The 12156-nt window shown below is 56.1% G+C and carries 12 protein-coding genes; 4 read left to right on the top strand and 8 right to left on the bottom strand.

The window, feature by feature from the left end; translation table 11 throughout:
• The first annotated feature begins 39 nt into the window (after positions 1-39).
• On the top strand, positions 40-1383 hold the full coding sequence (locus ACIQZK_RS03010; protein WP_397574848.1) for a dicarboxylate/amino acid:cation symporter: 1344 nt from the start codon (positions 40-42) through the stop codon (positions 1381-1383).
• On the opposite strand, the gene ACIQZK_RS03005 is transcribed toward ACIQZK_RS03010, so the two are convergent.
• Positions 1380-2117 carry a class I SAM-dependent methyltransferase gene (locus ACIQZK_RS03005; protein WP_397574847.1) on the bottom strand — a complete coding sequence of 246 codons (738 nt, stop codon included), beginning with the start codon at positions 2115-2117 and terminating at the stop codon, positions 1380-1382. The genes ACIQZK_RS03010 and ACIQZK_RS03005 overlap by 4 nt on opposite strands.
• A gap of 174 nt (positions 2118-2291) precedes the next feature.
• Here ACIQZK_RS03005 and ACIQZK_RS03000 point away from each other — a divergent pair, with 174 nt between their 5' ends.
• Complete coding sequence (locus tag ACIQZK_RS03000) at positions 2292-3596, top strand: spinster family MFS transporter (protein WP_397574846.1); 1305 nt, start codon at positions 2292-2294, stop codon at positions 3594-3596.
• On the opposite strand, the gene ACIQZK_RS02995 is transcribed toward ACIQZK_RS03000, so the two are convergent.
• The 6 genes from ACIQZK_RS02995 to ACIQZK_RS02970 all read right to left on the bottom strand — a co-directional run bounded on the left by ACIQZK_RS02995 (position 3593) and on the right by ACIQZK_RS02970 (position 10019).
• Positions 3593-4882, bottom strand: a complete 1290-nt coding sequence (locus tag ACIQZK_RS02995) for an adenylosuccinate synthase (RefSeq protein ID WP_397574845.1) — start codon at positions 4880-4882, stop codon at positions 3593-3595. The two genes, ACIQZK_RS03000 and ACIQZK_RS02995, sit on opposite strands and share 4 nt — an antisense overlap.
• A gap of 138 nt (positions 4883-5020) precedes the next feature.
• Positions 5021-6133, bottom strand: a complete 1113-nt coding sequence (locus ACIQZK_RS02990; RefSeq protein ID WP_397574844.1) for an ATP phosphoribosyltransferase regulatory subunit — start codon at positions 6131-6133, stop codon at positions 5021-5023.
• 41 nt (positions 6134-6174) lie between these two features.
• Complete coding sequence (serA, locus tag ACIQZK_RS02985; RefSeq protein WP_397574843.1) at positions 6175-7758, bottom strand: phosphoglycerate dehydrogenase; 1584 nt, start codon at positions 7756-7758, stop codon at positions 6175-6177.
• A gap of 128 nt (positions 7759-7886) precedes the next feature.
• The gene (locus ACIQZK_RS02980; protein ID WP_397574842.1) at positions 7887-9011 is read right to left on the bottom strand and encodes a phosphoserine transaminase; all 1125 of its coding nucleotides are present in this window, start codon (positions 9009-9011) and stop codon (positions 7887-7889) included.
• A 103-nt stretch (positions 9012-9114) separates the two neighbouring features.
• Positions 9115-9429 (bottom strand): PepSY domain-containing protein, encoded by a 315-nt coding sequence (locus ACIQZK_RS02975; protein WP_395635421.1) that lies wholly within the window; start codon positions 9427-9429, stop codon positions 9115-9117.
• A gap of 2 nt (positions 9430-9431) precedes the next feature.
• Entirely contained in the window at positions 9432-10019 is a 588-nt protein-coding gene (locus ACIQZK_RS02970; protein WP_397574841.1) for a ferric reductase-like transmembrane domain-containing protein, read from the bottom strand.
• 266 nt (positions 10020-10285) lie between these two features.
• Between ACIQZK_RS02970 and ACIQZK_RS02965 the strand changes: the two genes are divergently transcribed.
• Together ACIQZK_RS02965 and ACIQZK_RS02960 are read left to right on the top strand one after the other, a co-directional pair.
• Positions 10286-10813 carry an extensin family protein gene (locus ACIQZK_RS02965; protein WP_397574840.1) on the top strand — a complete coding sequence of 176 codons (528 nt, stop codon included), beginning with the start codon at positions 10286-10288 and terminating at the stop codon, positions 10811-10813.
• Between the two features lie 57 nt (positions 10814-10870).
• Positions 10871-11737, top strand: a complete 867-nt coding sequence (locus ACIQZK_RS02960; RefSeq protein ID WP_397574839.1) for an LOG family protein — start codon at positions 10871-10873, stop codon at positions 11735-11737.
• 10 nt (positions 11738-11747) lie between these two features.
• Here ACIQZK_RS02960 and ACIQZK_RS02955 read toward each other — a convergent pair.
• Positions 11748-12156: c-type cytochrome (locus ACIQZK_RS02955; RefSeq protein ID WP_397574838.1), on the bottom strand; the 409-nt coding region annotated here is incomplete at its 5' end.

The raw sequence follows: 12156 nt of genomic DNA, 5'->3' as shown, positions 1-12156 counted from the left end.
TGTAGCGTGCGCAAAAGTAAAAAATAGGAGAGGCTCCGCGTGGATAAACGGCTTACATTATGGATTTTGGTGGGAATGATCCTCGGCGTAGCCGTGGGTTACGCAGTCCATGTCAGTTTCGCGCAGGACAGTATGCAGTTCGAATATCTCACAAAGACGTTCAAACTGCTTTCCGATATTTTCCTCAATCTCATCAAGCTTTTGGTCGCGCCGCTGATCCTGTCGACCATCGTCGTCGGCATTGCGCACATGGGTGACAGTAGTGCGCTGGGCAGAATCGGTTTCCGCGCCATCTCTTGGTTCATCGTTGCCAGCTTCATCTCGATTGGCCTTGGTCTGTTGATGGTCAACCTGCTTCAGCCCGGTATTGGCGCGCCGGTAGATAGTATCACCAATGCCGCAGCCACGATTGGCGAGGTCAAGAAGCTCGACTTCTGGGATTTCATCCTGTCGATTTTCCCCAAAAATGCGTTCGAAGCGATGGCAACGAACAATATTTTGCAGATTTTGGTGTTCGCATTGTTCGCTGGTATCGCATTGTCCGCTGTGGGCGAAAAAGGTGCGCCGCTCGTTCGGGGTGCGGAAGCCCTTGCCGAAATGATGCTGCAAATCACACATTATGTGATGCGTTATGCGCCTGTTGCGGTGTTTGGCGCGCTTGCCGCCGTGGTTTCCAAGAGCGGCCTAGCGATTTTGCTGACCTATCTTGAACTCGTGGGTGAGTTCTATCTGTCGCTCGCATTGTTGTGGACGATCCTGCTGTCGATTGGCGCAATATTCTTGGGCCGACGCATTTGGACGCTCATTCGTTACATCCGCGAACCTATGCTCATTGCTTTTTCGACCGCATCTAGCGAAGCGGCCTTGCCAAAATTATTTGAACAGCTTGATCGCTTCGGCGTCCCGCGCCGGATCTCGGGTTTCATGCTGCCATTGGGCTACAGCTTCAATCTTGATGGTTCGATGATGTATATGAGCTTCGCCACCATCTTCATCGCGCAAGCTTATGGCATTGATTTGTCCATCGGAACGCAGATCCTTATCCTGCTGACACTGATGATTTCGTCAAAGGGCGTAGCCGCCGTGCCCCGCGCATCTTTGGTGGTGATTACCGGTACGCTGGCCATGTTTGACTTACCTGTGGAAGGTGTTGCGCTGATCCTCGCAATTGACCAGTTCCTCGACATGGGCCGGACCGCGACCAACGTCGTGGGCAACGCCGTGGCAACGTCTGTCATCACCAAATGGGAAGGCATGCTTGAGGTGGAAGAGCCCGAGTTTGTCGAGCCATTGCATGCGCCTGCGCACACGGCATCGCGTGGCAAAGCCGGGCTGGACCTTGCCAGCGACATGGTAACTGACGAACGAAAAACGAAGCTTTAAGCGGGGTGTTTGTGCCCCAGCAAGGTGCCTTTGGCGCCTTGGCTGTCGAGCTTGAAGCCCATATTGCGATGCTCTTTGCGCCACCGGCGGGCGACCACACGCTCGCCGGGACGCGCAGCATCATCCAGCAGCACGCGGCCGCCGGGCCGCAAATGCGGAAATAGGCTCGCTGCGGCGCCGCGCACATGCGGGTGAAGGGCCCATGGTGGCCCATCAACGATCAGCAGATCGATTTCAGCCGTTACATCGCTCAGTTGATACCAATGGCCCGGCCAGCCAGCCGGTGGCGGTCCCAATGGCGCATGGCGGATTTCGACATCCATATCGTTCTCACGGATCCAATCTTGCGTCGTCGCCGCAAAATCCGCGTGCTGGTCAAAGCTGACGATCTTTCCGCCACCAAATAGCTGCATTGCCCGCGCTGCGACGAATGTGGATGCACCGCAGCCCAACTCAACCACCTGTTGCGGGCGCGTTTCTTCAATCGCCGAAACGATGTGCCACAAAAAATGCGTATCTGCCTTCCAGCTGCCCAAATTGGGCAACGCATCCAGCGGCAAATCGAGATAAGCGAGCAGTTTCGCCTTATCCTTCTCTCGGCCACCATCAAGGCTGCGCAGCAACCAGGGCCATTGGATGGCCCCATAAGCCATTACCATGAACCGGTCACTCAACGACAATGTGAGATCAAGATCGTCGAGGGCCAAGAAAGCCGTGGTTTCGCGCGTGGTCATATGGTCCTCCAATGACGCGGTACGACCAACAGTCAATCACGCATTTTTCAGACTGTCCGATTTTCCATACCCTTTCCGACGCTGGGAGAAACGATTGTCGAACGCATTGTTTCAAGGACGCTTTACAATCCCAAAAATAGTGGAATAACTGCGCATTGGAGAAGGAGAAACGGAATGAATGATCGAGCGGCTGTGCGCAGCGGTGGATTGGCGATAACCAACCCCAAGATAATGCTGTTCGCGCTTCTGCTGGTGTACATTCTGAACTTTCTGGATCGCCAGATTATCAATATTCTGGCCGAACCTATCAAGGGCGAGCTTGGGCTGAGCGATACGCAGCTCGGTTTGCTCGCTGGCCCTGCTTTCGCAGTTTTTTATGCCGTGCTCGGCATACCAATCGCCCGCTATGCGGATAATGCAAAGACCAACCGGGTTTGGCTCATCTCTGTTTGCCTCGCGGTGTGGTCGGCTATGACCGCATTATGCGGTGTTGCGCAAAACTTCGTTCAACTCGCTCTTGCGCGTATTGGCGTAGGCGTCGGCGAAGCTGGCTGCACGCCCGCTGCGCACTCGCTGATCGCAGACAGCGTGCCGCCTGAAAAACGGTCTTCGGCTATTGCCTTTTTTGGGTTGGGCATCCCAATTGGTGGATTGCTTGGCCTCATCATTGGCGGGGTCGTCAACGACCAATATGGCTGGCGCATGGCGCTGATGCTGGTTGGTATGCCGGGGATATTGCTGGCGTTTATACTCCCATTGCTCATTCGCGATCCACGGCGCTGCGCCGATAGCGCACATTTCAACACCGCAGACACCCCCGTGAAGCCAAAGCTTTCGATTAAAGATGCTGTGCGTGAAGTCTTTGCGTCCAAGGCCTATTTGTACGTCTTTATCGCCGCATCGTTCACCGCCTTCCTCAGCTACGGCAAAGGCCTGTGGACGATCAGCTTCTTCATCCGGTCCCACGGCCTATCAACGACCGAGGCGGGGCTCGCTATGGCGGTCGCGCTTGGCATCTCCGGCATCATCGGCACATGGCTTGGCGGGAAAATGGCTGATGTTTTTGGCAAGCGTGACAAGCGGCATATCTTGACCCTGCCCGCCATCGGCATGGCGATTGCTGCACCGATTTTATTTGCCGGATATTGGGCCGAAGATTGGCGGATTGCCGTCGCTTTGCTCATTCTGCCGACCATATTGAATGCGGCTTATTATGGGCCCGCTTATGGATGCGTCCAAGGCCTTGTGCGGTCAGAGGCGCGCGCCATTGCCGCATCGCTTGTCGTCTTTGGACAAAATCTCATCGGGCTTGGATTGGGCCCATTATTGTTCGGCGTGCTGTCCGATTGGCTGCAACCCATGGCCGGCGACGATAGCGTCCGTTGGGTGCTGTATGGTGCAGCCTGGCTTGGGCTAATCCCCGCCTTCTTCTTCTGGCGCGCTAGCTTGCGGCTGAACGCCGAACTGAAAAGCGGTTAATCCGCAAACGGGTCGCGCACCAAAATCGTGTCTTCGCGCTGCGGAGACGTCGATACCAAGGCAACGGGCGTTTCGATCAGTTCCTGAACGCGGGTGATATATTTAATCGCCTGTGCAGGAAGGTCGGCCCAGCTGCGCGCGCCGGCGGTCGTTTCTTGCCAACCGGGCATTTCTTCGTAAATCGGCTCAACCGCAGCCTGTTCTGCGGCGTGCGCGGGCAGATAATCATATACCTTGCCATTCAGGCGGTAGCCCGTGCAGATTTTGATCGTATCAAAACCGTCCAAGACATCCAATTTCGTCAGCGCAATGCCCGTGACACCCGACACAGCACAGCTTTGACGCACGATGACGGCATCGAACCAACCGCAACGGCGCTTTCTGCCCGTCACGGTTCCAAATTCATGACCACGTTCGCCCAGCCGCTGGCCCGTTTCATCTTCCAACTCGGTCGGGAAAGGTCCCGAACCAACCCGGGTGGTGTAAGCTTTCACAATGCCCAGAACAAAACCGGCCGCACTTGGTCCAAGACCAGAGCCAGCTGCGGCAGTACCCGAAACCGTGTTTGACGATGTCACAAATGGATAGGTGCCATGGTCGACATCCAGCAAAACGCCCTGCGCGCCTTCAAACAATATCCGCGCGCCTGCCTTGCGTACTTGGTTCAACCGCTTCCACACAGGCTGCGCATATTCGAGAACGAATGGCGCAATTTCCTTCAGGTCAGCGATCAGGCGGGCACGGTCTACCGGCGGTTCGCCAAAACCGGCACGCAGCGCATCATGGTGCGCGCATAGACGGTCCAATTGTGCATCAAGCGCATCCAAATGTGCAAGGTCGCACACGCGAATGGCGCGGCGGCCAACCTTATCTTCATAAGCAGGGCCAATGCCGCGGCCCGTCGTGCCAATCTTGCCCGAACCGGCGGCGGCTTCGCGTAAGCCATCCAAATCACGATGGATGGGCAAAATCAGCGCGCAATTGTCGGCCAGCACGAAGTTTTCGGTCGTAATCGAAACGCCCTGCCCACGCAGTTTCGTCATTTCGTCGCGCAACGCCCATGGGTCGAGAACAACGCCATTGCCGATAATCGACAACGTGCCCGTTACGATACCCGACGGCAGCAGCGACAATTTATATACATTTTCGCCGACCACCAAAGTGTGGCCCGCATTATGTCCGCCCTGAAACCGGACCACTGCATCGGCACGTTCCGCCAACCAGTCGACAATCTTACCTTTTCCCTCGTCGCCCCACTGAGCGCCAATTACGGTTACATTTGCCATCAGATATTCCCTGTCAAAGCCAGATAGCTCTGGGGCCTTTTTCTGCGCAGGAGCTTTTTCCTGCGAAGGGATTCGCCATGTGCTCCGTTATGATTATGATTGCGCTGCGTCCACCCTAAAGCATCGTGCTGGACGATTTCAGACGATAACTGCCTGCCCGTTGATCCATTTATGGGTGCAGCCCAGCACCGCGGCGCTGTCATTCTCGTCCAACGCAGCAACGGTAACCCAACCTTCGCCACGCAATTTCGTACCGGTGGCAGCATCGGTGCCGAGCGGCAGGAAAAGACGCTGCACGGTGCTTTCTTCGGCCAAGTCAATCAAGGGGTCTGGATACAACGAGAAGCCGGTTGCGGCTTCGGATGGACCATCGGCGCGGTCGATGTAGTAAGTACCACCACGACCGAGCGCCGCGCTATATCCTTTGGCGAAGATCGTGAAGCCGAACCAGCTTTGATATTCAAAGCCATGCCGTTCGGTGGGATCAAGCGTCACATTGGCACGGCCAGCGACCGTTGCGGCAATGCTTTCCAGCGCCTGGATTCGCGATGCAAGTGCGCCGCCAGCATCAATCGCCCGCAATTTTTCAACCGCCGCAGAAAAAGGACCGGTAGCCGCGAGCAATGGCAGATAGGCATCAGCGCCCAACCCGCTCAGGCCGCCAGCATCCTTCATATCAAGTTCGGAACGGACGGCATCGATTTTATCGGGAGCCAAAGGCAGCGCCTTTTCAGCAAGCCTTTCGACCAAGTCGGGGAGCGTAAAATCGATGGTGATGTCTTTGACCCCCGCTGCCTCCAGCGCATCAATAGCAACGCCGACAATTTCGCACGCCGCAGCGACGCTGTCATTGCCGATCAATTCCGCGCCCAGCTGTGTCAATTCACGCTCGGGGCGCAGCTGCTTTGCCTTCAGGCGCAGAACCTGACCATGATAGCACAAGCGCAGCGGCCGAGGCGATTCCTGCATCCGTGTTGTCGCAATGCGCCCGACCTGAACGGTTATATCGCCACGTAATGCCAGCGTGTGCCCGGAAACAGGGTCGGTGAAACGCAAATGCTGATTACGCGCCGCGCCGCCACTGCGTTCGGCAAGCGCGCTTTCAAATTCGGCGATGGCTGGCGCTACTCTGGCATAGCCATAGCGTGTCAGCACATCGATCATGGCACGCGACACCCGCGCCGCAACCTCCGCTTGGGGAGGAAGTCGGTCGCGGAAGCCTTCAGGCAGCAAGTCAGGCGGAATCTTCATGCGCGTTCTTTACGCGAAAAGTTCTTGCGGGGAAGCCCCGCTTAAAACTTAAGCGCCTTTACGGTCTTTACGCCCGGAAGCGACGCCAACTGCTTAAGAACAGCCTCTGGAATCGCGGCATCCATCGACAGCAGCAGAACCGCCTCGCCGCCTGCACTGCGGCGACCCAAATGGAAGGTGCCGATGTTCAAGCCAGCTTCGCCCAATGTCGTACCAACACGGCCAATGAAACCGGGTGCATCTTCATTGACGATATACAGCATGCTGCCTTCGAGCTCTGCCTCAAGGCTGATGCCGAAAATCTCGACAAGCCGCGCTTCGCTATTGGCAAACAATGTGCCTGCAACCGAACGTGGCCCTTGCGCCGTGTTAACGGTGACGCGCACCAATGTGTGATAGGCACCAGCTTTGTCATGGCGGACTTCACGGATATCAAACCCGCGCTCTTTCGCCAAAAACGGTGCGTTGACCATGTTCACCGCGTCCGAGAACCGCCGCATGAAACCGGAAAGAACGGCCGCGGTAATTGGCTTGATATTCAATTCGGCTGCAGCGCCCTCAACCTCAATCGCAATGTTATCCAGATTATCGTGCGCAAGCTGGCCAACCAGCGATCCCAGCTTTTGCGCCAAGGTCATATATGGCTTTAACTTGGGCGCTTCTTCGGCAGACAGGCTGGGCATGTTGAGCGCATTGGTCACGCCGCCATTAACGAGATAATCCGCCATCTGTTCCGCAACTTGAAGCGCAACATTGACCTGTGCTTCGTTGGTCGACGCACCCAAATGCGGGGTGCAGATGAAGTTTGGTGTGCCAAATAGCGGTGATTCCTTGGCAGGCTCGGTTACGAAAACGTCCAGCGCAGCGCCGCCGACTTGGCCGCTGTCCAACGCTTCCTTCAACGCGGCTTCATCGACCAGGCCACCGCGCGCGCAGTTGATAATGCGCACACCCTTTTTGGTTTTCGCCAAATTTTCTTTGGACAGGATATTGCGGGTCTGATCGGTCAGCGGCGTGTGCAAGGTGATGAAATCAGCCTTGGCCAGCAGCGTGTCCAAGTCCGCCTTTTCCACGCCCATTTCAATGGCGCGTTCCGCCGTCAGGAACGGGTCAAAGGCGACAACCTTCATACGCAGGCCAAGCGCGCGGCTTGCGACGATGGAGCCGATATTCCCTGCGCCGATCAGGCCAAGCGTCTTGCCGGTGACTTCAATGCCCATGAAGCCGTTTTTCGGCCAGAGGCCAGCTTGTGTCTGCGCATTTGCTTCCGGCAATTGGCGCGCCAGGGCAAACATCAATGCAATCGCATGTTCGGCGGTGGTGATCGAATTGCCGAACGGCGTGTTCATGACGACAACGCCCTTTGCCGACGCGTTCGGGATGTCCACATTGTCGACGCCGATACCCGCACGGCCAATCACCTTCAGATTGGTGGCGGCGTCGAGGATGGCCTTTGTCACCTTGGTTGAGCTGCGAATGGCAAGGCCATCATAATCGCCGATGATGGCGGCGAGCTCTTCAGGGCTTTGGTCGGTAATGACATCAACGTCACAGCCGCGTTCTGCGAAAATCTTCGCAGCGTTGGGATCCATTTTGTCGGAGATAAGTACGCGTGGTTTGGTCATTTTGAAATTCCTATATGTCTTTTGTCGTCATCCCCGACTTGATCGGGGATCCATGTTCCGGACTGCCGCCTTGCGCGGCCATGTGCGTTCATGGATTCCCGCATGCGCGGGAATGACACGGGTGGGATTTAAGCTTTTGCTTTCTCGTAAGCCCAATCGAGCCAAGGGCCGAGCGCTTCAACATCTGCGGTGTCGACAGTGGCGCCGCACCAAATACGAAGGCCCGCAGGGGCGTCGCGATATCCGGCGATGTCATAAGCCGCATCTTCCGCCTCAAGCAGTGACGCCATTTTCTTGATCATGGCCTCGTCTGCACCCTCAACGGTCAGACACACCGACGTCGTTGACCGAATAGCAGGGTCAGCGGCAAGAAAGCCGAGATAGTCACGTGCCTCAACAATTTTTGCGAGCGCAGCGGCATTGGCATTGCTGCGGCCCATCAGGCCCTGCAAACCGCCAACGGTCTTCGCCCATTCAAGCGCGAAGATGACATCTTCCACCGCAAGCATCGATGGCGTGTTAATCGTCTCGCCCTTGAAAATGCCTTCGGCGAGTGCGCCTTTCGACATCAGGCGGAACACTTTGGGTAGCGGCCATGCCGGGGTGTAATTTTCAAGCCGTTCAACAGCGCGCGGTCCGAGAATGAGCACGCCATGTGCGCCTTCTCCGCCAAGCACTTTTTGCCAGCTGAATGTTGTGACATCCAGCTTGTCCCATGGCATATCATAGGCAAAAACCGCCGATGTAGCATCGTTGAAGGTCAGGCCTTCACGGTCGTCGGCAATCCAGTCGCCATTTGGAACGCGCGCACCTGAAGTCGTGCCGTTCCATGTGAAAACCACGTCGTTGGTAAAATCCACCGCGCTCAGGTCAGGAATTTCGCCATATGGGGCGTTCATGACGGTCGCATTCAGCTTGAGCTGCTTGTTGACGTCAGTAACCCAGCCCTCGCCAAAGCTTTCCCACGCCATCATCGTGACCGGGCGTGCGCCAAGCATGGTCCACATCGCCATTTCGATTGCGCCGGTATCCGAACCGGGGACGATGCCGATGCGGTGCGTGTCAGGCACCTGAAGCACTTCGCGCATCAGGTCGATCGCAAGCTGAAGGCGCGATTTACCGATTTTCGCACGATGCGAACGGCCAAGAGATTCGGTTTGAAGTTTTTCGGGGCTCCAGCCTGGCGGTTTCGCGCAGGGACCGGAGGAAAAATATGGACGCGCCGGTTTAACGGCGGGGGGTACTATAGTCATGTAAGCTTCTCCTTGCAGAGAGCAGCGCGGCGTTGGGACCGCGTGGCCCGGAGCCGCGTTTAAGCGCAGCCCCGGCTTTGTCAATGACTATCGCAAATTCTGATCAGTAACCGGCCTTGCGAAACAATACTTCACCGCGGCGACCGACGTATAGTTTTTCAAGCGTTACAGGGTGGAAATAGGCTTCGACACGGTCGCCTTCTGGCGTTGTGCCGTACACTTCATAACAACCGCCATCGACCTTTGTCTTGCGGACGGTCCAGCCTTCTTTGGTAAGCTTATCGGTAAGTGCCTTTTGGCTTTTCCAACCCGAAACCGGTCCAGCCTTACATGTGATAACGCCGGTTGCCGATGCAGGCACCGATGCGAAGGCAATTGCGGTCGCTGCGGCCAGTGAAAGTGAAGTCAATAAACGCATATTCATGCTCCTTTAAATGCAGATGTACGGGGAAGAAAAAAGCGTGCCGCCACGAGCAATGCCAATGGGACGAAATGAACGAGCGCTGGGCCTAGATTGTTGTGGATGAATATCCAGTGTACCAGAACAAGCAACGCAGCGGGATATACAAGGCGTTGCAGCCGTTTCCATCCCGCCTTCAGCGCGCGCATCGATGCATCATTGCTCGTCAGCGCAAGCGGAACAAACAACAGCATGGCCGCCCATCCCGTCCAGATGCCCAGCGCCAGAAACTCGGCGATCATGTCATCAATATTGCCCATGTCGATAAGATAGAAGACCAGATGGAGCACCGCATAAGCGAACGCTGCGACACCCAGCGCACGGCGCCGCTGGATCAACCAGCTGAGCCACGGGCGTGGTCCTAGTAAGGACAACAACGGACTTAAAACCATCGCAACAATCATAAAACGCGCGGACCACTCACCGGTTGGATGCAGCATATCCATCGCGATGCGGTCACCCGCATAGAAGCTGCGCAGCATCAATATCGCTGGCAAAGACAGCAATATCCAAAACAACGGCTTCTTATTAAGAATGATTCGCAACATGCGTTCGCGATAATCGCGCACGCCACTGTGCGCAACGCGGAAATTGAATAAACATCCACGTCTTTGCCGCCATATGGCGTCCATTTGGTCGATTTGGGGCTGCACACAGCTGAGATTTCGCTATGATATGGGCTATGGCCGTCGTCACTGCTCCAAGAATATTGCTTGTCGCGAGCGCACTGCTATTGGCGTCTTGCAGCGCGCGCGAAGCCCCGAAAACGACACGCACGGGTGCAAATGCAACAACGGAAAATGCGCGGCAGTGCATGGCGGGTTTGAAAGAAAAGTCCGTCCGCTTTGCCGGCTTACCCAACAAAAGTTTCGACGGCGGGTGCCGCATGATCGACACGATCAAACTCATGGATTTTGGGACGCCAGCCACCAATTTGGGGGCAATGACGTGCCCGTTGGCGGCCAACTTTACCGATTGGGCACGCTACGCCGTTCGCCCCGCAGCCAAGCATTATTTGGGCGCTGAGGTCGTCCGTATCGAAACAATGGGCACGTTTAATTGCCGGAACATCTATGGGGGGCGTTCGGGCAAATTATCCGAACATGCCTTTGCCAACGCTGTCGATGTTTCAGCGTTCGTTTTGCGCGATGGCCGCCGCGTGTCCGTGCTCACAGGGTGGAACGGATCCAGCGAAGAACGCGCTTTCCTGCGCCGCCTGCACCAGTCCGCCTGCAAACGGTTCGGCACCGTGCTTGGCCCCGATTATAACGCTGCGCATGCAAACCATTTCCATTTGGACATGGCCCGATCGATGCGCAACGGCACATCCTTTTGCCGGTGAGGGGCTTTTGCCGATGAGGGGTGGCAGAACACCCACTTGCACCCTATATGCAGGGTAATGACAGATACAAAAATTAACGATCGTCGCTTCTACAAAGCACAACAAGAAGCGGACTTTGCTGAACAGCAACTCTCCACCCCCCAAACGCAAAGCAAGTCATACAGGCTCGCATTTCAGGACACCGACTTCCTGTTGCGTGAGGATTTGCGCCCCGTCCGTTTCCAGCTGGAACTGCTCAAGACCGAAATGTTGCTGGACGAGGCCAACATCGGATCCATGTTGGTGATCTACGGCTCTGCGCGCATTCCCGAACCCGACGGTGCAGATGCCTTGATTGCGGCTGCAACCGATGAGCGGTCAAAAATCATCGCCGAACGCATGAAGGAAAAGGCGCGTTTCTACCACGAATCCCGTCATCTTGCGCAGCTTGCGGGACAAGCCAATGTGACGGACGAAGAAGGTCGACGCCACTTCGTCGTATGTTCGGGCGGCGGCCCGTCCATCATGGAAGCCGCCAACCGCGGCGCGCACGACGTTGGCGCGGAATCGGTTGGTCTAAATATCGTGCTTCCGCATGAACAGGCGCCAAATCTGTTTGTGACGCCGCGATTGAGTTTCCAGTTCCACTATTTCGCGTTGCGCAAAATGCATTTCTTGCTGCGCGCACGTGCCGTAGCGGTGTTCCCCGGTGGCTTTGGTACGTTCGACGAATTCTTCGAACTGCTCACGCTTGTGCAAACCGGCAAGATCAAAAAGATGCCGATTCTGCTATTTGGTCGCGAATTCTGGAACCGTGTTGTGAACTTTGAGGAGCTTATGCTCGAGGGCGTCATCAGCCCACATGATCTGGAACTTTTCCAGTTTGTAGAAACCGCAGAAGAAGCATGGAATGCTATCTGCGATTTCTACGAAGTCTCAAACTGACGTAAACTGATTACTTTGCAGCAGGTGCCGCTGGCGCCGCTGCGGCATCAGCCGCTGGCGCGGCAGCTGCTTCACCGGTTGCCGCATCCGCCGCAGGTGCTGCGGCATCGGCTGCTGGTGGCGGTGGCAACGGCAGGTTTGAACCCTGCGCATTGAGATACGCGATCAAATTTGCGCGTTCTTCGGGGTTACTCAAGCCAGCGAAAGTCATTTTCGTGCCCGGCGCATATTTCTTAGGGTTGGCAAGCCACTTGTCCATGCCTTCAAAGTCCCAGTTGCCGGGAATGCTTTTCAACGCATCCGAATAAGAAAAGCCTGCAACATGGCCGTGCGGTTTACCCATCGAGGCCCAAAGATTTGGACCAATCCCATTTGCGCCACCTGGCGCAATGGTGTGGCAAGCCGCACATTTTTTGAAA

Source organism: Sphingorhabdus sp. (assembly GCF_044338195.1).
GTDB lineage: Bacteria > Pseudomonadota > Alphaproteobacteria > Sphingomonadales > Sphingomonadaceae > Sphingorhabdus_B.
The sequence above is the reverse complement of the archived record's forward strand: the minus strand, read 5'-3'. Positions and strand labels throughout refer to the sequence as shown.

Excerpts from the sequence above, each read along its gene's own strand:
- ACIQZK_RS02965 (WP_397574840.1), top strand. The coding sequence starts at position 10,286 with ATGGCGGGTTTGAAAGAAAAGTCCGTCCGCTTTGCCGGCTTACCCAAC.
- ACIQZK_RS02995 (WP_397574845.1), bottom strand. The coding sequence starts at position 4,882 with ATGGCAAATGTAACCGTAATTGGCGCTCAGTGGGGCGACGAGGGAAAA.
- ACIQZK_RS03005 (WP_397574847.1), bottom strand. The coding sequence starts at position 2,117 with ATGACCACGCGCGAAACCACGGCTTTCTTGGCCCTCGACGATCTTGAT.
- ACIQZK_RS02960 (WP_397574839.1), top strand. The coding sequence starts at position 10,871 with ATGACAGATACAAAAATTAACGATCGTCGCTTCTACAAAGCACAACAA.
- serA (WP_397574843.1), bottom strand. The coding sequence starts at position 7,758 with ATGACCAAACCACGCGTACTTATCTCCGACAAAATGGATCCCAACGCT.
- ACIQZK_RS02975 (WP_395635421.1), bottom strand. The coding sequence starts at position 9,429 with ATGCGTTTATTGACTTCACTTTCACTGGCCGCAGCGACCGCAATTGCC.
- ACIQZK_RS02990 (WP_397574844.1), bottom strand. The coding sequence starts at position 6,133 with ATGAAGATTCCGCCTGACTTGCTGCCTGAAGGCTTCCGCGACCGACTT.
- ACIQZK_RS03000 (WP_397574846.1), top strand. The coding sequence starts at position 2,292 with ATGAATGATCGAGCGGCTGTGCGCAGCGGTGGATTGGCGATAACCAAC.
- ACIQZK_RS02980 (WP_397574842.1), bottom strand. The coding sequence starts at position 9,011 with ATGACTATAGTACCCCCCGCCGTTAAACCGGCGCGTCCATATTTTTCC.
- ACIQZK_RS02970 (WP_397574841.1), bottom strand. The coding sequence starts at position 10,019 with ATGTTGCGAATCATTCTTAATAAGAAGCCGTTGTTTTGGATATTGCTG.